22 protein-coding genes and 1 pseudogene are annotated in these 26,470 nt (G+C 38.4%); 4 read left to right on the top strand and 19 right to left on the bottom strand.

Annotated elements, in window-relative coordinates; all coding sequences use genetic code 11:
* Nucleotides 1-16: 16 nt before the first annotated feature.
* From DS031_RS15220 to DS031_RS15190, 7 genes and pseudogenes are all read right to left on the bottom strand, one after another.
* A complete protein-coding gene (locus DS031_RS15220) occupies nt 17-2,233 on the bottom strand; it encodes a PAS domain S-box protein (RefSeq protein ID WP_113806930.1) in 2,217 nt (738 codons plus the stop codon).
* Nucleotides 2,234-2,354: 121 nt separating this feature from the next.
* Nucleotides 2,355-2,816 (bottom strand): hypothetical protein, encoded by a 462-nt coding sequence (locus DS031_RS15215; protein WP_113806929.1) that lies wholly within the window; start codon nt 2,814-2,816, stop codon nt 2,355-2,357.
* A gap of 133 nt (nt 2,817-2,949) precedes the next feature.
* A pseudogene (locus DS031_RS24215) lies at nt 2,950-3,066 on the bottom strand (thymidine kinase); the annotation flags it as partial.
* A 66-nt stretch (nt 3,067-3,132) separates the two neighbouring features.
* Nucleotides 3,133-5,535 (bottom strand): glycoside hydrolase family 31 protein, encoded by a 2,403-nt coding sequence (locus tag DS031_RS15205; protein ID WP_113806928.1) that lies wholly within the window; start codon nt 5,533-5,535, stop codon nt 3,133-3,135.
* Nucleotides 5,536-5,659: 124 nt separating this feature from the next.
* Nucleotides 5,660-6,955 (bottom strand): TRAP transporter large permease, encoded by a 1,296-nt coding sequence (locus DS031_RS15200; RefSeq protein ID WP_113806927.1) that lies wholly within the window; start codon nt 6,953-6,955, stop codon nt 5,660-5,662.
* 41 nt (nt 6,956-6,996) lie between these two features.
* Nucleotides 6,997-7,476 (bottom strand): TRAP transporter small permease, encoded by a 480-nt coding sequence (locus DS031_RS15195; RefSeq protein WP_113806926.1) that lies wholly within the window; start codon nt 7,474-7,476, stop codon nt 6,997-6,999.
* A gap of 91 nt (nt 7,477-7,567) precedes the next feature.
* Nucleotides 7,568-8,602: a TRAP transporter substrate-binding protein gene (locus DS031_RS15190; RefSeq protein WP_113806925.1), complete on the bottom strand. Its 1,035-nt coding sequence runs from the start codon at nt 8,600-8,602 to the stop codon at nt 7,568-7,570.
* A gap of 431 nt (nt 8,603-9,033) precedes the next feature.
* Between DS031_RS15190 and DS031_RS15185 the strand changes: the two genes are divergently transcribed.
* Nucleotides 9,034-10,026 (top strand): LacI family DNA-binding transcriptional regulator, encoded by a 993-nt coding sequence (locus DS031_RS15185; RefSeq protein WP_113806924.1) that lies wholly within the window; start codon nt 9,034-9,036, stop codon nt 10,024-10,026.
* Between the two features lie 541 nt (nt 10,027-10,567).
* Complete coding sequence (locus tag DS031_RS15180) at nt 10,568-10,867, top strand: HPr family phosphocarrier protein (protein WP_342767251.1); 300 nt, start codon at nt 10,568-10,570, stop codon at nt 10,865-10,867.
* A gap of 43 nt (nt 10,868-10,910) precedes the next feature.
* Here DS031_RS15180 and DS031_RS15175 read toward each other — a convergent pair whose 3' ends face one another.
* The 7 genes from DS031_RS15175 to DS031_RS15145 form a co-directional block, all read right to left on the bottom strand.
* Entirely contained in the window at nt 10,911-11,528 is a 618-nt protein-coding gene (locus DS031_RS15175) for a thymidine kinase (RefSeq protein ID WP_113806923.1), read from the bottom strand.
* A 229-nt stretch (nt 11,529-11,757) separates the two neighbouring features.
* On the bottom strand, nt 11,758-11,961 hold the full coding sequence (gene rpmE / locus DS031_RS15170) for a 50S ribosomal protein L31 (RefSeq protein WP_113806922.1): 204 nt from the start codon (nt 11,959-11,961) through the stop codon (nt 11,758-11,760).
* A gap of 135 nt (nt 11,962-12,096) precedes the next feature.
* Nucleotides 12,097-13,362: a transcription termination factor Rho gene (gene rho, locus DS031_RS15165; protein WP_113806921.1), complete on the bottom strand. Its 1,266-nt coding sequence runs from the start codon at nt 13,360-13,362 to the stop codon at nt 12,097-12,099.
* A 556-nt stretch (nt 13,363-13,918) separates the two neighbouring features.
* The gene (locus tag DS031_RS15160) at nt 13,919-15,211 is read right to left on the bottom strand and encodes a UDP-N-acetylglucosamine 1-carboxyvinyltransferase (RefSeq protein WP_113806920.1); all 1,293 of its coding nucleotides are present in this window, start codon (nt 15,209-15,211) and stop codon (nt 13,919-13,921) included.
* A 365-nt stretch (nt 15,212-15,576) separates the two neighbouring features.
* Complete coding sequence (fsa, locus tag DS031_RS15155) at nt 15,577-16,230, bottom strand: fructose-6-phosphate aldolase (protein WP_113806919.1); 654 nt, start codon at nt 16,228-16,230, stop codon at nt 15,577-15,579.
* A 179-nt stretch (nt 16,231-16,409) separates the two neighbouring features.
* A complete protein-coding gene (locus DS031_RS15150; protein ID WP_113806918.1) occupies nt 16,410-17,267 on the bottom strand; it encodes a class II fructose-bisphosphate aldolase in 858 nt (285 codons plus the stop codon).
* A gap of 333 nt (nt 17,268-17,600) precedes the next feature.
* The gene (locus DS031_RS15145; protein WP_113806917.1) at nt 17,601-17,966 is read right to left on the bottom strand and encodes a response regulator; all 366 of its coding nucleotides are present in this window, start codon (nt 17,964-17,966) and stop codon (nt 17,601-17,603) included.
* A gap of 146 nt (nt 17,967-18,112) precedes the next feature.
* Here DS031_RS15145 and DS031_RS15140 point away from each other — a divergent pair, with 146 nt between their 5' ends.
* The gene (locus DS031_RS15140; RefSeq protein ID WP_113806916.1) at nt 18,113-18,637 is read left to right on the top strand and encodes a DUF2529 family protein; all 525 of its coding nucleotides are present in this window, start codon (nt 18,113-18,115) and stop codon (nt 18,635-18,637) included.
* Between the two features lie 88 nt (nt 18,638-18,725).
* Here the strand turns inward: DS031_RS15140 and DS031_RS15135 are convergent, their stop codons facing one another.
* Nucleotides 18,726-20,327: a CTP synthase gene (locus tag DS031_RS15135; protein ID WP_113806915.1), complete on the bottom strand. Its 1,602-nt coding sequence runs from the start codon at nt 20,325-20,327 to the stop codon at nt 18,726-18,728.
* A 73-nt stretch (nt 20,328-20,400) separates the two neighbouring features.
* Here DS031_RS15135 and DS031_RS15130 point away from each other — a divergent pair, with 73 nt between their 5' ends.
* The gene (locus tag DS031_RS15130; protein ID WP_113806914.1) at nt 20,401-20,604 is read left to right on the top strand and encodes a hypothetical protein; all 204 of its coding nucleotides are present in this window, start codon (nt 20,401-20,403) and stop codon (nt 20,602-20,604) included.
* A gap of 64 nt (nt 20,605-20,668) precedes the next feature.
* Here the strand turns inward: DS031_RS15130 and rpoE are convergent, their stop codons facing one another.
* From rpoE to DS031_RS15110, 4 genes are all read right to left on the bottom strand, one after another.
* Nucleotides 20,669-21,178 carry a DNA-directed RNA polymerase subunit delta gene (gene rpoE, locus DS031_RS15125; protein WP_113806913.1) on the bottom strand — a complete coding sequence of 170 codons (510 nt, stop codon included), beginning with the start codon at nt 21,176-21,178 and terminating at the stop codon, nt 20,669-20,671.
* A gap of 246 nt (nt 21,179-21,424) precedes the next feature.
* Complete coding sequence (gene icmF / locus DS031_RS15120; RefSeq protein ID WP_113806912.1) at nt 21,425-24,688, bottom strand: fused isobutyryl-CoA mutase/GTPase IcmF; 3,264 nt, start codon at nt 24,686-24,688, stop codon at nt 21,425-21,427.
* Nucleotides 24,685-25,323 (bottom strand): TetR/AcrR family transcriptional regulator, encoded by a 639-nt coding sequence (locus DS031_RS15115; protein WP_113806978.1) that lies wholly within the window; start codon nt 25,321-25,323, stop codon nt 24,685-24,687. Before DS031_RS15115 ends, icmF begins: the two co-directional genes overlap by 4 nt.
* A 15-nt stretch (nt 25,324-25,338) precedes the next feature.
* A complete protein-coding gene (locus tag DS031_RS15110) occupies nt 25,339-26,466 on the bottom strand; it encodes an acyl-CoA dehydrogenase (protein ID WP_113806911.1) in 1,128 nt (375 codons plus the stop codon).
* Nucleotides 26,467-26,470 lie beyond the last annotated feature (4 nt).

Here is a 26,470-nt window from a genome sequence, read left to right as displayed (position 1 = left end):
AAGCCCCTTCTTTTTCTTATCGGTTGGAATCAGCAAACGGCAGCAGAATTTCAGCCGTTGTACCTTCGCCTTTTTTGCTGTAAAAATGAAGTTTCCCTTTATGGTTTTCAATAATTTTATAGCAAATCATCAGTCCTAAGCCTGTTCCTTTTTCTTTCGTTGTATAAAAAGGTTCACCAAGCTGTTTTAAACGCTCTTCTGGAATGCCGCACCCTTGATCAATAATACGCACTACTGCCTGCTCGTTATTTTGCTTTTTGCCTTCAATAACAATAGTACCGCCCTTTTCCATTGATTCGATGCCGTTATTTAATAAATTAATAAGCACCTGCTTTAATTGATTGCCCTCACATTCAATGAATGGAATATCCTCTTCACAATTTGTCACAAATTGAATATTTTTTAAAAGCGCTTCTGCTTCAAGTAATTTCACAACATCGTTCAAAAGGTTCTTCACGCTCTTCTTTTGAAAGGAGATTGCCTGCGGTTTTGAAAGAACGAGAAGTTCACTAACGATAAATTCAATTCGTTCAAGCTCTGACATCATAATATCGACATATTCCTGCTGTTTGCCGTTTCCTGATGCTATAAGCTGTGTAAATCCTTTTAAAGCTGTTAACGGATTGCGAATTTCATGGGCAACTCCTGCCGCAAGACGCCCTACAACGGAAAGCTTATCCGACTTCTTTAAAAGCTCTTCTGCTTGTTTGCGTTCGGTAATATCGCGAAACACAACAACATAGCTTTCAAGAAAACCTTCTTCATTTGTTACAGACATTCCTTTTGCTTCAAACACAACCCACTCACCATCTGTATGAAGCTTTCGAAGCTCAATTCCATTTCGAAGTTTTTGATCAAAGGCACTTCTTAATTCTTCCCTATCCTCAGGGTGAATAAAGTCAAAAATCGATTTTCCTTCATAATCGCGCGGCTGACGCTTTAGCACCCGTTCATGTGAAGGTGATGCATAGAAAACAATGCCTTCTGGATTCAAAATGACAATGAGATCGTGGGTATTTTCAGCAATAATCCGGTATTTTTCTTGGCTTTCCCGAAGTGCCTGTTCAACAAGTTTACGATCTGTTATATTGCGAAATACTGTTTGAACGGCAGGCATATTTGCATATTCGATCGGCACGCTCGTCATTTCCACATAAATACTTCTGCCTTCACGGCTAATAAATTTTTGTTCGATAAAGGGAAGGGTTTCACCTTGCTCGACAAGTTTCATTCGTTTTTTCATATCGTCTAAAGAATCGGGGTGAATATAAGAGATAAACGACTCTCCAATCGCATTTTCTTTCTTTTCAATTCCAAGCACTTCTGCCCCCGCTGTATTAATAAATAAAATTTCACCATCGTGGTAGACAACAAAGCCATCCGGACATAATTCCACTAATCGGCGATAATGTTCTTCACGATCTTTTATTTCCTTCTCTTTCTGCTTTTTCACCGTAATATCACGCGTAATGCCGGCAATGCCGGTAACATTGCCATATTTATTGCGCACAGGAGAAAGAGTTAAACTAATATGAAACAATTTACCGCTTTTATGTCTTCTTATCGTTTCAAACCCTTCCACACTGCCCCCATAGCGAACAATTTGAAATAAGTTTACAAACTCGCTTTGAAATTCAGGCTGAATCATTACAAAATTAACTCCCACCACTTCTTCCTGCTTCCAGCCGTAATTTTTTTCAAAGGCACTGTTAATTTGGAGCACTGTCCCCTGCAAATCTAACACGACCATTGAATCAGCAGAATGAAGGAAGAAGGATTCATACACTTCTTTTGTAAGCATCAGTTCATTTTCAAGTCGTTTTTGTTCACTTTGATCTTTTGCCACAACATAAACGCCAACAACTTCATCGTTGCTTATTTTCGGTAAAAACGTAACATTTACATCCACTGTATGCCCGCTTTTACAGGCAAGAACAACATCAATCTGTCGTGACGTTCCCCCGCTGACAAGCTTAAAAAGTTTCTTAATATCAATGAGTTCAGAGGATAACAAGAGATCCTCAAATAACATGCCGCTTAACTCTTTCGTTTCATATCCAAACAACATGCTTGCAGCCGCATTGCTTTCGATTATTTTAGTTTGTAAATCACAAGAAAGAACGGCATCAATATGCTGAGTAAACAATGATCTATACCCATCATCATCATAAAGGGAAGAGCTGCTTCTTTTATTAATAGGAGCTTTTGAGCTATGGTGTTCATAAGGTTTCATTTTATCACCTTTGAAGGAAAGTTTACTTCTATATTCCCTATTCCTTCAGCAAACTCCTGCACGTTAAAAGCAATCTCTCTTAATCATTCACCATAAAAAGCCTCGACAAAGGCTGTCGAGGTTAGTTATTATTTACCCGCAGATGAATGCGGTAGCGAGGTACTTCTTGTTGAATCGCCTGCTCCAGTTCTTGAATTCTGTTTTGCCGCTGGGCTTTCGATGGATTACCTGTAAGCGTGACGTTCACCCAGGCATGATTTCCAACAATTGAAACCGTTGTTGGCTTTGCAAAATTTGTTCGATTTACAAGCGCGCGAATTTTATCTTGATCATCACTAATTGTAAAGCGTTTATCCGATAAATTTCGATAATGATGAGGATTTTGGTTCGTGTCGAAACTGTACTGCACTCCTCTTCCTCCATCTGAAATTTCGTCAAGCTCTTCTTCATTGTTTAACTGATTATTGTAACCAACATCCAACACACCAGTTGTATCATTAGACTGTGCTTGCGGCGGCTCTACAGGCGAACAGGCACCAAGCAAAAGAACAGCGGTTAAAGTGAATGCACACATAATCTTCAAGCTATACACCTCCTACTTTTAAGGTGCCCTAATTTTTATTTTTATGTAGAAAATCTTTTTAATTAGAAAAACTTGGCTTATCGTATGAAATAGGATAGAACCGAAAAAAGCTGCCAAATCGGCAGCTTCTTCTCTATATTTCCGTTATGATTTCACTTTTCTTTGCTTTATAGGGCTTGCCGGGTACTTCATGGCAGTGACGGCACCGCGGTTCATATGATTCGGCAGCACCAACTAAAATAATTGGCTTTTCATATTTTGTATATTTTTAACATAAGAAAAGAGGGGGATGTTTATTATGTCCCCTCTTTATTTTTTATAATGCTACAACACAATGGTTATTTTCCATTGCGACTTCCTCTCCGTTCACAAACAATTTTCGGTCTTCGTTTTCAGGTAAATAGAAACGAAGGCTCTCATATGGAAGCTTGTATTCCCCTTCAATTCTGTAGGTTACATGAATTGCTTCAGAATCAGCATTCATTTGAACGGAAACGATCGTATGATTTTCTTGATAATTTGCTGAAATACCATCATCCTCAAAAAGATCATAGGACGTGCTTCCTGACTTCTTCTTATGCGGGAATAACAAGAAGCCCCTTTCATCCTTTTCCTTACTTTCAAATGAGGAATCTGCATCATTAATCGGAATCATACTTCCAGCTTTAATTAATAAAGGATTATATTCTAATGGTGCCGGGATCGTAACCGTTTGACCACCTTCATACCACTCAGAAGTGTGGAAATCATACCAGCCTGCTTCATGTTTTGGCAGGTAAACAGCTCTTTCTCTTTGTCCTTCTTCCACAACTGAAGCTACAAGTATGGATTCACCTAACATGAAATCATCATTCTCTTCAAATGTTTTGTCATCTGACTCAAACTCATAAAAAGTTGGACGTAGGATTGGCTCATACTTTTCATGTGCTTTGTACAAAGCATTATATAGATAAGGAATGATACGCTGACGGAACTTAATTAAATCACGGATTAACTCCGTTGTCTCTTCATACATCCAAGGCACATTAACCGATTGATCCTCATTCCATGAATGGATCGTAAAACGCGGATGGAAAATCCCATTTTGTACCCATCTTACTAATAATTCCGGTTCCGGAGCCGGTCCTGAGAATCCTCCGATATCATGACCAATATTATAAATACCTGACAAGCTTAATCCAAGTCCCATCTTAATATTGTATTTTAAGGATTTCCAACTCGTATAGTTATCTCCAGACCATGTTTGTACATAGCGCTGCATGCCTGGACTTCCAGATCTAGAAATTAAATACGGTCTAATTTCGGGAGCGAATTCCTTTTGTGCTTCATAAGAAGCCTTCATCATAAGAAGCGGCTGCAGGGAACGTAAAGCTTCAAAACTTAATTTCTCCCCAAATCCATCTACAATTGTATTTTTTGACCAAATTTCAAATTCATTATTATCATTCCAAGTGGAATCAATGCCATATTCTAAAAGCTGCTCTGTTACCTTTTGCTTCCACCAATTCACTGACTCTTCATTGGTAAAATCAAGATATGCACCGACTTCATCCCAAAACTGAGCCATTTCAACTTCTCCATGGTCATTCATAATAAACTTTTTTTCTTCCTTTAATTCATTAAAAACAGGGTGATCTTTTAGCAAAGCCGGTTTAATATTCGCGCAAAGTTTTACACCTTTTTCATGATACTCATTTATAAATCCTTTAGGATCTGGAAACTTATCCGTATTCCAGTTAAATACATAGCGCTTATCTTCAATGGATGTATATCCAGAAGATAATTGAAAAGAATCACAAATAATATCATGTTCTTCACACTGGTCTATAAACTTTTTTAATTGATTTTGTGCATCAGGCGCATCTGTATAAGTCATCGTTGAACCTGAATATCCAAAGCTCCATTTCGGGGCAAAAATTGTTTTACCAGTTAACCAAGAATATTTTTTTACAACATCCTTTACTTCCGGGCCCAGAATCACATAGTAGTCTAAATCTCCAGCCATGGATTGATAATAACGATACCACCCATGATAATTATCCATTTCATTTCCCATATCAAAAATACTTTGTGCCATATTATCATAGAAAATACCAAAAGAAATTCCTGTTTGATTATTTCTAGTAATATAAAATGGAATATGTTTGTATAATGGATCTGTGTATTGAGCATCATAGCCCATCGGATCTATACTTAACATACGATATCGTTTTCCATAACGATCCATTTCTCCACTTTTCTCACCAAGCCCAAAATACTGTTCATTTTTGTCCCGCTGTAAGTAATGGAAGATTCCCTCACCTAATGAACCATCAAAATTATAAGCCTGTGTATTTCGATCAGCAGCAATTTGCTGCATATTCCCATTACCATCTATTGAAAACCAAGTGACTTTAAAGCCATCTAAATCAATATGCAATTTTAACTTTTTTGTTTCAATCGTAACATTATTTCCTTCATTCCGAAAAATATATTGCGGTAATGAAAACGGTGATAAGTCAAAACGATCTCTACCTTTTAAAGGAACGTCATCCATTCCCGGAGCAACAAGCCATGTTTTATTGACCTCAAGTTGTTCACTTTTCGTCATTACTACTCGAATCATATCTTCTTCTAATACAATGACTTTTGCTGTAACTTCTGAACCTTCCAATTGGAACGTTAATATATTACTTTTTTCATCCAAAAATTGAAATTGATAATTTTCTTTTAAAGACATCAAACTCACCTTTTCTTATAGTTATCTGTTATTAAAATTCAAATGGTTTGCACCGATCTTACAGTCATTTCATTTATAAATAAGTTAGCGAATTACTAACTTGCCAATACGATCTTAGATCTCATTAATAACCGAACAACTTTGGCAGAACCATACTAATTTGTGGTATATACGTCACAAGAAGCAGAACGATAATAATCACAAAATAAAATGGGATAAGCGGTTTTATAACGTCCTCTAAATCTAAATTGGCAATACTTGCTCCAACAAATAACGCACTGCCTACAGGAGGTGTAATATTTCCGATACTTAAATTCATGACTAACATAATTCCAAAATGAATGGGATCCATGCCAAAACTTGTAACAATTGGTAAGAAAATTGGCGTAAAAATAAGTACGGCTGGCGTAATATCCATAAATGTCCCTATAAATAATAAGAATATATTTAGAATTAGAAGAATAATAATTGGGTTGTCAGAAATACTCATAATCATTTCACTAATTACAGTAGGAATACCTGTAAAAGCCATGACCCATGACATAATAGAAGAAGCAGCTACAAGCAGCATAATAACAGAGGTAATTTCGACTGCCTCCATTATTATTCTAGGAATATCTGAAATTTTAACCGTACGGTAAATCATAGCTAAAATAAATGTATAGGCTACTGCTACTGCCGCAGCTTCAGTGGCGGTGAACACCCCACCTAAAATCCCGCCTATCACAATCACAATCAACATTAAGCTTGGAATGGCCTCTAGAAACGTTTTAAGAGCTACTTTTAAAGGAACTCTTTCTGATACAGGGTATTTTCTACGCTTTGCAATAATAAAACCAACAACCATACATGCTAAGCCCCATAAAAATCCTGGTAAATAACCTGCAATAAATAAGGCAGCTACTGATGTTCCCCCACTTACTAGAGAATAAATAATTAACGTACCACTCGGAGGGATAATTAATCCGGTAGGTGCAGAAGCAATATTTACAGCAGCTGAAAATTTCGGGTCATATCCTTCTTTTTTTTGCAATGGCCCCATTACACCACCAATTGCCGCTGCAGCTGCAACAGATGAACCTGACAGAGACCCAAACAGCATGTTTCCTAGTACATTCGCATGTCCTAAAGAACCTGGCATTTTTCCAACTAGCACCTTTGCAAAATTTATAAGACGTTCAGCGATTCCACCATTATTCATTAAAATTCCTGAAAGAATAAAAAAAGGAACAGCTAACAATGTAAAGCTATCAAGACCAGTCACAATTTTTTGTGCTGAAGTAAATACAGCCATATCCATCGGCAAAACGATAAAAATAGCAGCCATAGAGGCAATTACAATACTTACCGAAATAGGGACACTTAAAACAAGCATAAGTACAAATACAATAACTAAAACAAGACCTGCTTGTAATGCCATGATGTTCACTCCTTTTTACTCACTATCTAAAGCTGTAGATTTTAGTTCATCTGCGACATTTGCTTATGTTTTACGAAATAATCTTTTATATGAAGAATGGAATAAAATAAAAATAAAACCCCTGATACGATAAGGCTTAAATATAAATACTCCATTGGCATCCCAATAGCAGATGAAACTTGTCCAATTGCATTTTGATATGCTTTTGTCCCTCCAAAAAGGAGAACAACAACAATAAACAATATAACAATTGCTTCAACGAGCAAATGAACGAATAATTGATATTTTACAGGTATTTTTCGAGCAGCAAAAACAACAGCTAAATGTTTCTTCTTTCCGTATGCATAAGCTGAACCAACCATAGTCAGCCAAATAAGAGAATACCTTAAAAACTCCTCTGATATTGTACTAGGTGCACTTAAAACAAAACGAGTAAATACTTGCCAACAAGCAATAAAAACCATCACGATCATTAAAGAACATGTTAAAAACGCTGTAACCCTATCTATTATTTCTCTCATAGGATTTTCACCTTCTCTTCCTATTTTTTAAACCTCTATTTCTGAAGATGAACCTATCAGAAATAGAGGCCTATTTCGTCCTTCCTATTTATTATTTAAGAAAGCTTTGGAAGTCATCAAAGAATGCTGCATTCTGTTCACTTTGTTGTTTATATGCTTCATGCAGCGGAGAGGCTGCATCAATAAACGCTTGTTTATCAATTGTATAAAATGTTACGCCCATTTCTTTTGAAGCATTAACAGATTTTTCAATTGCTTTTTTCCATGCATCTTTATGACTTTCGGATGAAGCTTTGGCTGCCTCTTGAATTGCGTTGCGCTGGTCATCTGACAGCTTTTCCCACATGGCAGTGCTTACAATTAACACATCAGGAACATATTGATGTTCTGTATACGTGTATGCCTTTGCAACTTCACCATGTTTACTATTCGTTAAAGCTGTTTCATTATTTTCAGCGCCATCAATAACACCTTGTTGAAGAGATGTGTAAACTTCACCATAAGACATCGGAGTTGGTGCTCCCCCCATCGCCTCAATCATTGAGATAGATGTTGGACTTTCTTGTACGCGAATTTTCAAACCACTCATATCATCAGGAGACGTTACTTTTTTGTCAACTGTATAAATACTGCGCTGTCCCGCATCATACCAACCAATAGCAATGAATCCATCATCTTTTGTACCTTGGAAAATTTCTTGAACAGCCTCACTATTATCCATTACTTCATAATAATGCTCTTTGCTTTGAAATATATATGGAAGTGAAAAAATACCGTAGTTTGAATCAAACGCTTCCAATGCGCTCGCACTTACCTTTGTCATATCAAGCGTACCTGACTTTACAAGTTCAATCACATCACGCTCTTGACCTAATTGTCCATTTGGAAAAATCTCAACCTTTACGCTTCCATCTGAATTTTCATCAGTAAGTTTAGATAACTCCATTAATGAAGCATGAACAGGATGATCTTCAGGCTGATTATGTGCTAAACGCAATGTAACAGGCTTTGCACCAGCGTCTTCTGAACTTCCATTATTTGCATTATTATCTCCACCACAACCAGCTAATAATGATAAAGATACAATACCTGTTGCTGCTATTGATAATATTTTTTTCAATTTCATTTAATATTCCTCCCATTTTTATAATTGTGTAATAAACATACGCTGTTGGGGTGTAATCCTTTTCAAAACAGTTTAATGAAACAAGTAATTTAAACGATAGAAAGAAAAGATTACTTACAAGAGAGCTAAACTCTTATCATTATTATCCATCATATAAAAAACGTTTTCATAAAACACTTTAAAAGGATGCTTCTAAATCTTTTCAAAACAATAATAACAACGTGATTATTACAATGTTCATTTTACTGTATAAAACAGAACATTTCAAGCGCTTTCTTAAAGATTTTATACTAAATAACCTGGAATAGTTTGACACATCGCCATTTTACTGTAAAAATATAAATATTAAATTACTTTTTTTCATTTTTATAATCACGTGATTATAATATATAATTTATTTGTACAAAATAATAAACAGTTGGTGAATTCTCATGAAAATAACGATAAAGGATATCGCAAAACAAATCGGTGTTAGTCATTCAACCGTATCTAAAGCTTTAAATGATAGTCCTCTTGTTAAACCAGAAACAAAGGATAGAATTATAAAATTAGCAAGAGAGCTGGGTTATGAGCCAAATTACGCCGCTCAAAGACTTGCCTCTAAACAATCTAATGTGATTGGCCTTATATGGCCAACACTAGAACGTGTTGCACCATCTATCTTGGTAACGAAAATTAATGAAGAGGTTAGCAAACATAACTATAAAATGATTCTTTCCATCGACTCAATTGAAGAATCGATAGAAATGTACAAACGTTTCCAAGTGGACGGTGTGATTGTATTTAATAAAGATAACATTGGTATGCCTAACTCCTCCCCGTTACCCATTGTTTCTTATGGTGTAAGTGAAAATAAGTCAATTCCTGTTATTGATGTAAATTACAGAGAAGCCATGCATGCAGCCGTTGAATACTTATACCACCTCGGACATGAAAACATTGCATTTGTTGGAGACTTCTCTTTTAATGACGAAAGACAAGTTGAAAAATGTTACGGTTTTCAACAAGCGATGGAAAAATTCGGACTTAAGATTGGTAATCATAACTTAATCAATACGAGAGGGCTGGATTGGTACGATGGATATATGTCCACGATTCAACTTTTAAAATCTTCGTTTAAGCCTACTGCAATTATCGGGTCAAGTTACGACATCAGTGCAGGAATTATCCGTGCATTGAGACAAGCGGACTATATCATTCCAAAAGATATGTCCGTTATTAGTTACGATAATATCCCACAGTTGGAAAGTTTAGAGATTCCATTAACAAGTGTGGGTGTACCTGTTGAAGAAATTGCCAAACATATGGTGAAAACATTGTTAGATTATATTAAAAATCCCAATTCTGTTCCACTAAGTCAAACGTTATCACCCAAAATTTCTGAAAGAACATCCTGTGCACTAGCTAGAACGATAAAAAGCTGAGTATTATTTATAACACCCGTTGTTGTTTCAACTTGATTTTTATATTCTTTTCTAATTTGTTAATTATAAACATGAAAATTAAAAAAATATGGAAAAAAGCAGACCTTGACTCGAGAAGATGATCCCTATAATAGAGGGGGCATCTTCTCCATTGTGATACAATTTTTTGTTTAGAAACTTTCATGCAGAGACTTTATACTCTGGTGACTTAATCGTCTTCTCTCAATCAAACCGATGAATAAATTGAGATAGGAGTGATACTATGAATCCAATCCAGCAGCAAAAAAAGAGACCACAAACAGCATTACCTTAAATTAAAAAGATAATGTGTTGTGGTCTCTCCGCTTCTCATACCGAAAATATTAACTTATCTATAGTGTAACAAATATCTTTCTTTTTTTGTATGGTAAATTAATGAACAATTTCTCCCTTTTTATTAAAAAGCATTGCTCTTGACATTGTATTTTTTACAGTACATATAGAAAATGGTATAATTCACTAAGATTACTAATAATGAACCTTTTACAGGGGGAATATAAAAATGGATTTTAATAAAAGAGCATCTGATGCAACAAAGTTAGGTCGAGCGATACAGTCAGGTTCAATTAATGTAAAAGATATGGCTTCTATTGTAAACACTGCAAACAACTTTAAATCAAGTATTGTTTTACATATTGAAAACAAAATAGTTGATGTAAAGAGCTTTCTTGGACTAAGTGTATCCTTATTGTCTAATTCCACTCAATATAAATTAGAAATTCATGGTGATGACGAAGAAGAAGCAAAAAATGAAATGACAAATGCTTTTAAAGAATATGGAATTAATGTAGAAATTATTTAATCACCATGATAACAAAAAAGAAGCTGCCAATCGGCAGCTTCTTCTATACTTCCGTGATGATTTCACTTTTCTTTGCTTTGTCTGGCTTTCCGGGCACTTCATGACAGTGACGGCACCGCGGTTCATATGATTCAGCGGCACCCACTAAAATAATTGGATCTTCATAATGTGCCGGTTCTTTATTAATAAGGCGCTGTGTACGGCTTGCCGGTGCGCCGCACTGCAAACAAATTGCCTGCAGCTTTGTCACAGATTCCGCCAGTGCCATTAATATCGGCATATGCGAAAAAGGTTCACCGCGAAAATCTTGATCAAGTCCAGCTGCAATGACGCGTTTGCCGCTATTTGCAAGCTCTTCGGCAACATTGACAACATTGTAATCAAAAAACTGCACTTCATCAATTGCGACCACATCTGTATCTTCTTCAATTCTTTCAGCAATTTCATAGGAAGTTTGAACAGGCAGCGCTACAACTGAGTTTCCATTGTGAGAAACAACTGATTCTTCACTATACCGATCATCGATTGCTGGTTTAAATACTTGTACTTTTAACTTTCCAAAGCTTGCTCGACGCACACGGCGGATGAGTTCTTCTGATTTCCCGGAAAACATACTGCCGCAAATAACTTCAAGCCAGCCGCCTTTTTCGACCCGATACATAAATGGTTGCCCCTTTCTCGATGTTCCTTTTTTAACATGTCCAGCTGCAGGCGCCATCGGCTTGAGGTCATAAGTCAATACGTCCAGAAGGTAAAAACCGACCTTCCAGCCGTTTTGCTTTATGCTTGTCGCCGATAAACAGGCGCCTTCCGCTTTTCTCATGACGTAAAAAAACAGGCAAGAGCGATTCTTGCCTGTGGTTTGGTTATTTACCAAATAGAAATCTAGCTTATTTAAGGTTATATTTCTTCTTGAAGCGATCAACGCGTCCACCTGCGTCCGCAAAGCGCTGACGTCCTGTGTAGAATGGATGACATTCAGAACAAATATCTACGCGAAGTTCTTCTTTAACAGAACCGGTTTCAAATGTGTTACCGCAAGATGTACATGTTACAGCAACCTTTTTATATTCCGGATGAATAGCTTGTTTCATTCTTTTCATCTCCTTCCGCCCTGAATCCTTTGGAAACAGAGTTATCTTAAGCACATAGAAGTATTATAACAGGGTCATTTTAAATTTGCAACGTTCTACATAAGAATTTAATCCATCCATCTTTTCAATGATTTCTTAGCGCTTTGCTCCTGCTTTATCTTTTTGAAAGCGTTCAAAGAACTCTTGATTGGATTCTGTTTGTTTTAAACGTTTTAAGAAATGTTCCACAAATTCCGCTGAATCATCCATTGTTTTTCGAATCGCCCATAATGTATCAAGCTCAGGTTTTGGCATTAATAGCTCTTCTTTTCTCGTACCAGAACGACGAATATCAATCGCAGGGAAAATACGGCGTTCAGCGAGACGGCGATCTAAGTGAAGCTCCATATTACCTGTTCCTTTAAATTCCTCATAAATAACATCATCCATACGAGAACCTGTTTCAACAAGCGCTGTTGCTAGAATCGTTAAGCTTCCGCCTTCTTCAATGTTACGCGCTGCCCCGAAGAAACGCTTTGGACGGTGGAATGCTGCTGGATCAATACCACCTGAAAGCGTACGGCCGCTTGGCGGAATCACTAAGTTATAGGCACGTGCTAAGCGCGTAATGCTATCTAATAGAATGACTACATCTTTTTTATGCTCGACAAGACGCATGGCACGCTCTAATACAAGTTCAGCCACTTTAATATGATTTTCCGGCACTTCATCAAATGTTGAATGAACAACTTCTCCTTTTACAGAGCGTTCAATGTCTGTTACTTCCTCAGGACGCTCGTCAATTAAAAGCACAATCAGTTCTGTTTCGGGATGATTTGTCGTAATGCTGTTAGCAATTTGTTTTAAAAGCATTGTTTTACCTGCTTTTGGAGGGGCAACAATTAAACCACGCTGACCAAATCCAACTGGAGCAATCATATCGATAATTCGTGAAGAAATGCTTTTTGCTTCTGTTTCAAGCGTCATTTTCACTTCTGGATATAACGGTGTAAGCGCCGGGAAATGAACGCGTTCTTTTGCTGAATCTGGATCTTCTCCATTAACAGCTTCAACATGAAGAAGACCGTAGTAGCGCTCATTTTCTTTCGGAGGACGTACTTTTCCAGAAACACGATCCCCATTTCTTAAATCAAAACGGCGAATTTGTGACGCTGAAATGTAAATATCCTCTGAACTTGGTGAATAATTAATTGGACGTAAAAAACCAAATCCTTCTGAAGGAATAATTTCTAAAATTCCTTCCATAAACAATAAACCATCTTGTTCGGCCTGCGCTTTTAAAATTGAAAAAATTAGTTCTTTTTTATTCAGTTTGCTGTAGTAAGAAACTTTATATTTACGCGCCTGCTCATAAAGTTCCTTCAGTTTCATATTTTCTAATTCTGATAGGTTAACTCCCATTATGACACCACACTTTAATTGTATAAGATCTTATTTTTTATTGATCATGATAAACGTCTTAAGATGAAGGACATTTAAATCGCGAAGTAAGAATAGAGAAGCAAAAATGAAGTACATACGTAAGATGGCAAACAAGAACCATAATTCATATTTTAACCACATTTCCTATAACTATTCAATCTTTAAATTATTTTTGTTTCATTTTGACAAGGTTACTTTGTTTATTTTGAAAAAAATTGCATAATAAATGGAGGAATTTTTCTGACTGACCATACAACTTATCTGTATGAAAAGCAGGAATCAGAAGATAACGGGGATAATATGGAAAGGTACATGTACTGCCTTTGTTATTACCAATTTAATCATCCCCGGTACAGATGAAATCTTCAAATTTCTTAATGATCGCGCACCATGCAAATACTGCAGGTTGTTCTAGTAAAAACTAAAACTATTCACACTTTATATAAAAAGCATTTTATTTCCTTTCGTTTTCGAAAACATGCTTTTATTTTCAATTTGTTATAAGAGCGTTCTCTCTCAATCACCTGTTCATGACTTAGGAGCTTTTTAACTCTTTTATTTCCTCTTGATCGAGACCTTCTCGCCAAATTTTAGCACCAAGTGTGGACAGCTTTTCAACTAATTCTTCATAACCGCGGTCAATGTGTTCAAGACCTGAAATTTCAGTCACTCCTTTTGCCATTAAACCTGCTACAACTAATGAAGCACCTGCACGTAAATCACTTGCTTTTACCTTTGCCCCTTCTAATTGAGCTGGTCCATTAATAATGGCTGAGCGACCTTCAACTTTCACATTTGCTCCCATACGGCGCAGTTCATCAATATGTTTAAAGCGCGCACTGTAAATCGTATCTGTTACAATACTTGTTCCTTCTGCATTTGTTAACAATGATGTAAATGGCTGCTGTAAATCCGTTGGAAAACCAGGATAAACGAGTGTTTTGACATCAACGCTTTTTAGTTTTCGCTCTTCGTTACCGCGAATGACGACTTGGTCTTCGTTTGCTTCAATGGATATACCCATTTCACGAAGCTTTGCAATGAGTGACTCAACATGCTGTGGAATCACATTATCCACCACGACTTCTTTGCCCATCGCAGCACCTAAAATCATATACGTACCTGCTTCAATACGATCTGGGATAATAGAGTGGCTGCAGCCGTTTAATGTATCCACACCATCAATGCGAATCACATCAGTTCCAGCGCCTTTAATTTTTGCGCCCATGCTGCTTAAAAGGGTGGCAACATCAATAATTTCAGGTTCTTTCGCCGCATTTTCGATAATCGTGCGACCTTTAGCACGTACGGCAGCAAGCATAATATTAATCGTTGCCCCAACACTGACAACATCTAAATAAATACGCGCTCCTTTTAACTCATCAGCACGAAGGTAAATCGCACCTTGTTCATTGGTAACTTTAGCACCAAGCGCTTCAAACCCTTTAATATGCTGATCAATTGGTCTTGGGCCTAAGTTACATCCACCAGGAAGTCCGATCACTGCTTTTTTAAAGCGTCCAAGCATTGCGCCCATTAAATAATAAGACGCTCTAAGCTTTTTTACTTTTCCATTTGGCAGCGGCATAGGAATCATTTTCTCTGGATGGACGGTTAACGTTTTCTCTTCCAATGAGGCCGCGCCGCCAATCTCTTCAAGAAGCTCCCGAAGCAGATGAACATCTGAAATGTTTGGCAGTCCATCAATGGTTACTTTTGATTCAGCTAAAATGGCTGCTGGAATTAAAGCAACCGCACTATTTTTAGCGCCGCTAATATGGACTGTTCCTTCGAGAGGATAACCTCCCTCGATCATTAACTTTTCCATAATAGTCTCCCTTCTTCAGCCCTTAATTAAGAAACCCGTCTTAGAGGGAACCTTAACTATAAAAGGCTTAATATCAAAAGTTGTGAATGTTGTTATAAGAAAAGTGCAAAGCGCCCGTTTATCGGCGTCTGGAACTAGACAACCACTGACGTACAAAAGCTTACACTTCCTTATCGTCTGTAAAAAAGGAAGTTCATGATCATTCGCTTGGACTTATCGTTCTATGAAGATTATTCGATAAAGAATGGGTTTTATTGTACAGTGAGTGGGCAATGAGGATGACTAAATAGGGTCTATTCCCCTCAGATGAGGAGGGGCTGATCCTACACGTTTAAGTCAGCCTCTCTCTATTATTTTCAGGATGTTTAGCTATTTACCTGCACTTTTTTCCAATCTTCTAAAAACTTTTCAAGTCCTTTATCTGTTAATGGATGGTGAATAAGTTGTCCGATGACATTTGGTGGAATGGTTGCAATATGTGCACCAAGGCGGGCTGCTTCTGTAACATGAATGGCATGGCGAATCGATGCTGCGATAATTTCAGTGTTAATTTGATGACGATCAAAAATTTCAGCTATTTGTGAAATTAATAATAACCCATCTTGCCCTATGTCATCAAGTCGGCCTAAAAATGGCGATACATATGTAGCACCAGCACGAGCTGCAAGCAGTGCTTGATTAGCATTAAAAATTAATGTAACATTTGTTTTAATTTTTAAGTCTGTTAATGCTTTTACAGCTTTTAAGCCGTCTTTTGTCATTGGAATTTTCACTGTAATGTTCGGTGCAATAGCGGCTAATTCTTTTCCTTCTTCAATCATTTCCTCAGCAGTTGTCGCAATAACTTCACCACTGACAGAGCCTTTTACTTCTTCACAAATTTCACGAAGACGGTCATGAAAATCTACGCCTTCTTCTTTTGCAACAAGTGAAGGATTTGTTGTAACCCCTGCAAGAATACCTAGTGCATTTGCCTCACGAATTTCTTCTAAATTAGCAGTATCAATAAAAAATTTCATGTTTCGCCACCCCTTTTGATTTTCTAACAGAAAAAAACAATTCTAATTAGAAAGCTGTTTGTTTTTATTCCCATTCAAAACAAGGATAAACCAAAATCACAAAATGTAAACGTTTTATAATTAGTAAAGAGGAAACCGCCTTTTTACAGGCGGTTTTCAATCATAAAAACGAATGATAATTATGCTTTATTTGAAGAACCGAACTCGCGCATTTTACCTTGAACTGTTTCTTTGATCGCTTCACGAGCAGGACCTAAGAATTTACGAGGATCGTATTCATTTGGCTTTTCAGCCACTACTTCACGAAGTACTTTCGCAGAAGCAATTTGGTTTTCAGTGTTTACGTTAATTTTCGCAGTACCGTAAGAAATCGCTTTTTGGATATCTTTTGTTGGGATACCAGTACCACCGTGTAACACTAGAGGTACACCAGTGCTTGCGCCGATTTCTTCCATTTCAGTGAAACCTAAGTTTGGTTCACCTTTGTAAGGACCGTGAACAGATCCTAGTGCTGGAGCTAAGCAGTCAATACCAGTACGCTTAACAAGCTCGCGGCACTCTTCAGGATCAGCGTAAATAACGCCTTCTGCTACAACGTCGTCTTCTTGTCCACCTACAACACCAAGTTCTGCTTCTACAGAAACTCCGTGGATGTGAGCTAATTCTACTACTTGAGCAGTTGTTGCAATGTTCTCTTCAAATGGGTGGTGAGAAGCATCAATCATAACAGAAGTAAATCCTGCATGAATTGCTTTCGCACATGATTCGAAGCTTGAACCGTGGTCTAAGTGAATTGCAACTGGTACAGTTACGTTATATTCTTCGATTAACGCTTTTACCATTGCTACTACTGTTTTGAAACCGCCCATGTAGCGGCCAGCGCCTTCAGAAACACCTAAGATTACTGGTGAATTCTCTTCTTGAGCAGCTTGTAGAATCGCTTGTGTGAACTCAAGGTTGTTTAAGTTAAATTGTCCAACGGCATAACTTTCTGCTTTTGCTTTTTCAAGCATTTCCTTCATAGAAACTAAAGGCATAATGTAAATCCTCCCTTTTCCTAATTGCTATTCCTTGCGCAGCAAGAAAAACGTTTCATCTTCAAGATGGTACAAACGTCGTGTTTTTATGTACACTTTCTTAACTTTTGCGCAAATCACAACTTTTATGCTTAATAGAAGTCGCTTTTATTATAGCATATCACACAGTTATTAGGAGGGGAAAAAGCTGAATATTTCAATGTTTTTATTGAAAACGCTTCCTTTTTGAGGTGTTTAGAGGGCGAGCCTGCTTTTAATGCTGTCCTCGTGAAAAGGAACATTTCGCACCTCAACGTTAAAAGCAGCCTCGCCTAATGATCGAAGTTTGTAGTATTAATCAAGCGGTACTTCTTTCTTTACCGCTTCCCGAATTTCATCAATATCAAACGGCTTCGCAAAGTGTGTAATCGCGCCAAGATCCATTGCTTCATGAATCATATCCAGTTCACCGTAAGCAGTCATAATAATTACTTTAATATCTGGATCCATTTCTTTCACATGCTTTAAAATTTCTAACCCGTCCATCCCAGGAATTTTCATATCTAAAACCACTAAATCAGGATCTTCATCTTTCACAATGGCTAATGCCTGTACCCCATTAGCAGCTTGATAGGTTTTATAGCCTACCTTTTGAAAAATTTCGTTTAATAGAATACGAATTCCATATTGGTCATCAACGATGAGAATTTTTTTATCCATTTTATGTCTCTCCCTAGGTCCATTTTTCTCTGCTTAATTATAGTATAGTTCTCTATTAATTGTATATTTCCTTCCATTTCGTTAAAATCTAATATACAATGATTGTCGGAATTTGACTAGAAAAAATGAAAGATGGTGAAAAATAGATGTTGAAAATTTTTACAACACAGCTTTTAGGCGCCTTTCAAAACATTCAAAAAGAGGAATTTGAAATTGAAGACAGCGCACGATTGCTTGCCCAAACGATTGTAAGTGATGGCACAATTTATTTTTACGGAACAAAAGAAATGAAAGCGGTCGAAAGCGCTGCAGTCTTTGGACCGGACACACTGCCAAACCCGCAACAGCTAAACCTTGAGACAGTTGAACAGCTCACATCACTTGATCTTGTTGTGCTCGCTTCTCGCTTTTCCACAGATAAAGAAGCGGTTGAGCTTGCCAAAAAGATAAAAGCCCAGGGCGCAAAGTTGATTACACTGTCTGCTCATAAAGAAGGAGAGGCTTCCCTTATAAACATTGCCGATTTTTCTATTGATACAAAACTTATGAGTCCTCTTGTTCCGGCTGAAGATGGTTCAAAAATCGGTTTTCCCTCGGCGATTACAGGGCTTTACGGATATTATGCCCTTTATTTAACAACAAAAGAAATAGTGATTGAACATGAATTATAAGCTGATTACTTTTTAAGATGTCCATATTTTAAAAAGTTATCATAAAAAATGAGGATGATCCAAAAGCTTAGGGTCATCCTCGTTTTATTTACTGTTTATTCATTGATGCTTCAATAAAGTCTCTAAATAATGCTTGCGGTCTTGTTGGACGTGATGTAAATTCCGGGTGGAACTGTGACGCCACAAACCATGGGTGGTCTTTTACTTCAACGATTTCAACAAGACGTCCATCTGGGCTTGTCCCAGAGAAAACAAAGCCTGCTTTTTCCATTTGATCGCGGTATTCGTTGTTAAACTCATAGCGGTGACGGTGACGCTCATACACAACTTCATCCGCGTATGCCGCATATGCTTTTGTATCTTCATTTAGCTTACATGGATATAATCCTAAACGAAGCGTACCGCCTAAGTCTTCTACATCCTTTTGTTCAGGCAGTAAGTCGATAATTGGGTATGGTGTGTCTGCTTGAATTTCAGCAGAATGTGCACCCGTTAAACCAAGAACATTGCGCGCATATTCAATCGATGCAAGCTGCATGCCTAAGCAAATCCCAAAGAAAGGTACTTTATTTTCACGCGCGTAACGAATCGCTTCAATTTTCCCTTCAATACCGCGATCACCAAAGCCGCCTGGTACTAAAATACCATCTGCGTCGCCAAGAAGCTCTTTGACATTGTCAGCTGTAACATCTTCAGAGTTTACCCAGGCAATTTCAACATCTGCATCAAACGCATAGCCCGCATGGCGGAGTGATTCAACAACAGAAATATACGCATCTTGAAGGGCCACATATTTTCCAACCAGTGCAATTTTCGTTTTCTTTGATAGATTTAATACTTTATCAACAAGTGCTTTCCACTCTGTCATATCAGCTTCATTGCATTTTAGTTTTAAATGCTTGCATACGATTTGATCAAGTTTTTGCTCTTGAAGTGAAAGCGGCACTTGGTATAATGTTTCCGCATCTTCTGCTTCAATGACCGCATTTGGATCAATATCACAGAAAAGCGCAATTTTATCTTTCATATCCTGCGGAACAGGCTGCTCTGTTCTTACGACGATTACGTTTGGTTGAATACCTAAACTGCGCAGCTCTTTTACGCTGTGTTGTGTTGGTTTTGTTTTCATTTCACCTGCAGCTTTTAAGTAAGGAACAAGCGTACAGTGAATGTACATGACATTTTCTTTGCCGATATCGCTTTTAATTTGGCGAATCGCTTCAAGGAACGGTAAGCTTTCAATATCTCCTACTGTTCCACCGATTTCAGTAATTACAACATCAGCACTTGTTTCACGACCAGCACGGAAAACGCGCTCTTTAATTTCATTTGTAATGTGAGGAATAACCTGTACTGTTCCGCCTAAATAATCGCCGCGGCGCTCTTTGCGAAGTACGGTTGAATAAATTTTACCTGTTGTAACATTGCTGTTTTTGCTTAGATTAATATCAATAAAACGCTCATAGTGACCAAGATCTAAATCTGTTTCAGCACCGTCATCTGTTACGAATACTTCACCATGCTGATATGGACTCATCGTACCGGGATCGACATTAATATACGGATCAAATTTCTGGATTGTGACTTTCATTCCACGGTTTTTCAATAAACGGCCAAGTGATGCAGCTGTAATCCCTTTTCCAAGTGAAGATACAACACCGCCGGTAACAAAAATATATTTTGTGTTCATTAGATTGCCCCCTCAATACAAAGTTATTTTTTCAAATTTAAAAAGAATCTATACAAAATAGGAATAGAGAAAATTGCTGTTTGCTTCATGTATGAAAAACGAAAGCGCCCCGCTTAGCCCAATTTCAATTGGTGCCGGACGCCTCAAATCCACCATTCCTGAAAATAAAAAAACAAAAGTGACACCACGCCTAGGGACGGGGGCACTTTTGTTGAGTAGAAATAAATTATGTGAATTGTTGCATTTTTTAATTGCTATCGGTAAAGCCCAAAAATGATTCTACCTACTCTATCGTAAAAAGTCAAGCTGTTTTAAAGAGAAGTTTTTTTAGAAAAAAAGAATTAAAGCTCTTCCTCTTCGTCGTCAAAGTCTTCCTCTTCGTCGTCTTCATCAAAATCTTCCTCATCCTCGTCATCAAAATCGTCTAAATCTTCCTCATCAAGATCATCAAGATCATCTGTATCAAGATCTTCATCATCTAAATCATCCAATTCATCATATTCGTCGACAAGATCAAAATCATTCTCGTCATCGTCATCTTTTTTGCGGCGTTTTTTTGACTTAATTGTTGTCGCCAGTTCTTCTTCTGTTTGCTCAACTGGGTACCAAGCTTTTAATCCCCATTGATTATCGCCAAGGGATACAAAACGACCATCAACGTTTAAATCCGTGTACGCTTGAAGTGCGCGCACTTTCTTTTCTTCTTCAGATAGCTTTTTGTACTGCTGTACTTGATCCATTAATGTATAGAAAGATACTGGTTGTTTTGCTTCTTGAAGAAGGATATTGATGATATCAATTGATGCGATTTCGTGAAGATCTTCTTTTGGCATATTGTCCAACTTACTCATATCGGCACTCCCTTTCATAAATTACGCTGTTAGAAATCATACCATTCATTATAAACAAAAGCACTAGATATATGCTAGTAAGGAGCAAATTATTCATATTATTAAATAACTCACTGAAGCATGGTTAGGACCACGAGGATTATTCAGAGAAGCCTCTTTTAAAAATTATAAATTAATTAAAAAAGAGAGGAAAATTGCTCCTCTCCTAACAATAAAACGAAATTTTTTATTTTACAAGTGGAAGTGCTATAAATTGCGGCGGTATTTGCCGCCGACTTCGTAGAGAGCGTTTGTAATTTGACCGAGACTTGCCACTTTAACGGTTTCCATTAATTCCGCAAAAATGCTGCCGTTTTGAAGGGCGGTTTGTTTTAGACGAGTGAGCGCTTTAGCTGCGCTTTCCTGATGCTTATGTTGAAAAGCGTGAAGGTTCGTAATTTGACTGTTTTTTTCTTCTTGTGAGGCGCGGGCAAGCGGAATATTAAAGTCATCGTCTTTTGGCGGATTTGGATTTTGATACGTATTGACACCGATAATCGGCAGCTTTCCGCTATGTTTTTGCATTTCATAGAGCATGGATTCCTCTTGAATTTTACTGCGCTGATACTGCCTTTCCATCGCGCCAAGCACGCCGCCTCTTGCGCTGATTCGCTCGAATTCCTTTAGAACGGCTTCTTCGACTAAGTCAGTGAGCTCTTCAATAATAAAGGAGCCCTGCAGTGCGTTTTCATTTTTGGCAAGGCCGAGTTCTTTCGTAATAATAAGCTGAATCGCCATCGCCCGTCTTACCGATTCTTCTGTCGGCGTTGTGACCGCCTCGTCGTATGCATTCGTATGAAGCGAGTTGCAGTGATCATAAATGGCGATTAACGCCTGCAGTGTGGTGCGGATATCGTTAAAAGCCATTTCCTGTGCATGAAGAGAACGCCCTGATGTTTGAATATGATATTTGAGCTTTTGGCTGCGCTCATTTCCACCATACTTATCGCGCATCACGACCGCCCAAATTCTTCTTGCAACACGCCCAATGACCGTATATTCCGGATCAAGTCCATTGCTGAAAAAAAATGATAAATTCGGGGCAAAATCGTTAATATCCATGCCGCGGCTTAAATAATACTCCACATACGTAAAGCCATTGGCAAGTGTAAACGCAAGCTGTGAAATCGGATTTGCCCCCGCTTCCGCAATATGATAGCCAGAAATCGAAACCGAATAATAATTGCGTACCTTATGATCAATAAAGTATTTCTGAATATCACCCATCATTCTTAGCGCAAACTCTGTTGAAAAAATACATGTGTTTTGACCTTGATCTTCTTTTAAAATATCGGCCTGCACCGTCCCTCTTACTGCCTGTAATGCCGCGGCCTTGATGTTTTTCGCTTCTTCTTTTGTCGGGAGGCGCTCGTTTTCTTCTCTGAATTTTTCACGCTCCTGCTCAATCGCTGTATTCATAAACATCGCTAAAAGTATCGGTGCCGGACCGTTAATCGTCATCGAAACAGATGTTTTCGGATCACATAAACGAAAACCTTTATAAAGCTTTTTCATATCATCAAGTGTGCAGACACTCACACCGCTTTCACCAATTTTCCCAAAAATATCAGGTCTTACTGCCGGATCTTCCCCATATAATGTCACGGAATCAAAGGCAGTGCTGAGCCGCTTCGCTTCATCATCTTTTGATAAATAATGAAAGCGGCGATTCGTCCGCTCCGGCGGTCCTTCTCCGGCAAACTGGCGCTTTGGGTCTTCTCCTTTTCGTTTAAACGAAAACACGCCTGCTGTAAACGGAAAACTTCCGGGCACATTTTCCTTCATTAACCAGCGGATAATTTCACCCCAATCTTCAAACTTTGGTAAAATCACTTTGGGAACCTTAAGTCCTGATAAGCTCTTTGTTGTCAGTTCAACCTTCATTTCTTTATCACGAATTTTTATAACAAACTCATCGCCGCTGTACTTCTCTTTTACCCTTTCCCATCCGTCTAACATTTCTTTTACAGATGGATGAAGCTTTTTTACTTTTTTCGTTTTTAACGCTTCAAGTTCTCTAACTAAATAGGCATCCCGTCCTTCTTTTTCTAGCGCTTCAACTGCGCCGTGCAGTTGAAAGCATTCGCGTGAAAGCTTTACCTGCTCATCGACATGTGTATGATACTTGCGGACAGTGTCGGCAATTTCTTGTAAATACTGCTCGCGATTGCTTGGTATAATGATGTTTTGTTTTTTTACTTTTCCATTCGTTGAAAGCTCGGTTTTCCAATTTACAGCACACTTTTGATTCATTCTTTCAATTAAAACGTTAAAAAGAATATTGACACCCGGATCATTAAACTGACTTGCAATTGTTCCGTATACAGGCATCTCATCAAGCGGTGCTTCAAAAAGCATCCGGCTTCGTTGAAATTGTTTTTTCACATCTCTTAGGGCATCTTCTGAACCTTTGCGCTCAAATTTATTAATCGCGATCAAATCAGCAAAATCAATCATATCAATTTTTTCAAGCTGTGAGGGTGCTCCGTATTCACTTGTCATCACATACATGGATACATCAGAAATCGCTGCAATTTCCGCATTTCCCTGGCCAATCCCGCTCGTTTCCACAATCGTAAAATCAAATCCTGCTGCTTTTACAACAGACAGCGCATCGCGAATCGCAAGCGAAAGCTCTGTTTTTGAGTTTCGTGTTGCTAAGCTTCGCATATACACGTTCGGTGAATGAATTGCGTTCATCCGAATTCGGTCTCCGAGCAGCGCCCCACCTGTTTTTTGCTTGGTTGGGTCCACTGAAAGAATCGCAATCGTTTTATCAGGAAATCGATTTAAAAACCGTCTTACAATTTCATCGGTTAGCGAGCTTTTTCCAGCTCCGCCTGTTCCGGTAATGCCGAGCACCGGTGCTTTGCTGCTTTCCTTTTTTACTTTTTCGAGAATGCCATCAAGCGCTGCCGCCGTTTCATTTGCTGCTTCGACTTGATGCTCAACAAGGGAAATAAGCCTTGCAATGGCGAGAGGCTCCTGCTTTTTTAGTCGACTAAAGATATTTTGTGGTAGATCTTTTACAATCGGAAAATCACACTGTTTAAGCATCGTATTAATCATTCCCTGCAGCCCCAGGGTGCGCCCGTCTTCTGGAGAGAAAATTTTCGCAATGCCGTATTCATGGAGCTCTTTTATTTCCCTCGGAATGATGACACCGCCACCGCCGCCGTAAATACGAATATGTGAAGCACCTTTTTCCTTAAGGCAATCATACATATATTTAAAATATTCGACATGTCCGCCTTGATAAGAAGAAACAGCAATGCCCTGCACATCTTCTTGAATCGCGGCATTCGCGACTTCTTCAACAGAGCGGTTATGGCCAAGATGAATGACTTCAGCCCCGCTTCCCTGAAAAATACGGCGCATAATATTAATGGAGGCATCATGACCGTCAAACAAGCTTGATGCCGTCACAAACCGAATCGGATATTTCGGACGATATCCTTCTGTTTCCATCATTCCGTCACCTCGCTTACATGTTTCATTCCAAAATACAAAAGACGCCACTGCAGCTCGGTATATGTGTTAATATCATATGCTTCCTGCAGCGTCCATCTCCGAAACGCCCACATTTGGCCAGCAATCACAAGATTATTAGCGGCACAGCGAATTTCCTTCTGTAAAAGCGACAGCCGTTTTTCAGCAACACAGCGCGTTAAAAGCTCTTCAAACACCTCTTCCATATCACGCTCCTTTTTTAATACATATGGCAGTGATTCTTTTGAGAGCGATTTCACTTCTTGATACATGACAACAACTTCATCCTGCATACTGTCCATCACTGAAAAATAACCAAACAGTGCTCTTTTCAACTGAACAACAGCATCTGTATGAAAACCAATTGCTTCAGCTGCTTTTCTTTGAACTTCCTCATAAATCGCATCACAAACAAGATACAATACATCTTCTTTTTTGCGGATATATTCATACAATGTACCGATACTAAAGCCTGCTTTTTCAGCTATTTCTCGTGTGGTTGTTTTATGAAAGCCCTTTTCTTTATAACACTCGACAGCAGCTTCAATAATTTGTTTGCGGCGCCTTTCAACAAGTTTTTGGTCTTTAACGAGTGAAGGAATTTTTTTACGCTTCATTAACGCCATACCTCTCTACTCTTTCAAAAGCATTCTCGAAATAACGAGACGCTGAATTTCATTTGTGCCTTCATAAATTTGTGTAATTTTCGCATCACGCATATAACGCTCAACTGGATATTCCTTCGTATAACCGTAGCCTCCAAACACCTGCACCGCCTCTGTTGTCACTTCCATTGCCGTATCCCCTGCAAAAAGCTTCGCCATCGCTGACTCTTTTCCATAGGAAAGGCCGTTATCTTCACGCCATGCCGCTTGATACGTTAACAGTCGGGCTGCTTCAATTTTCGTTGCCATATCCGCAAGCTTAAAGGCAATTCCCTGCTGATGGGCGATTGGACGACCGAACTGCTTGCGTTCCTTTGCATAAGCGACTGCGGCATCAAGAGCCCCTTGAGCAATCCCGACAGCCTGTGCGGCAATACCGTTTCGGCCCCCGTCTAACGTCATCATCGCGATTTTAAAGCCTTCTCCTTCTTCACCAAGGCGATTTTCCGCTGGAATTTTACAGTCTTCAAACATAATTTCAACAGTTGGCGAGGAGCGAATTCCGAGCTTTTTTTCTTTTTTGCCGATTGAAAACCCTTCTGTTCCTTCTTCCACAATAAAGGCAGTGCTTGCTTCACCCATTTTCGCAAACACAATATAAATGTCTGCTTCACCGCCGTTTGTAATAAAAATTTTTGAGCCGTTTAAAAGATAGAAATCACCTTTTTTTACTGCCGTTGTCCGCATTGCCCCCGCATCACTGCCCGATCCTGACTCTGTTAAAGCATAGGCACCAATTTTTGTACCGAGTGCGAGCGGTTTTAAAAACGTTTCTTTTTGCTTCTCTGTTCCAAACTTATAAAGCGGCCAGCCCACAAGCGACGTATGAGCAGAAAGCGTGACTCCTGTTGACGCACAAACCCGCGATAGTTCCTCGACAGCAATCACATAGCTTAAAAAATCCATCCCCGAACCGCCGTACTTTTCAGGCCACGGAATACCCGTTAAACCAAGCGACGCCATTTCCTCAAAAATTGTGCGATCAAAACGTTCTTCTTCATCGCGCTCTGCCGCGGTTGGTTCCACTTCATTTTTGGCAAAATCACGAATCATTTTCCGAAGCATCTTATTCTCTTCTGAAAGCTGAAAGTTCATAAAA

Origin of the sequence: Bacillus taeanensis, assembly GCF_003318295.1 — a bacterium.
Lineage (GTDB): Bacteria > Bacillota > Bacilli > Bacillales > UBA6769 > Maribacillus > Maribacillus taeanensis.
The sequence above is the reverse complement of the archived record's forward strand: the minus strand, read 5'-3'. Positions and strand labels throughout refer to the sequence as shown.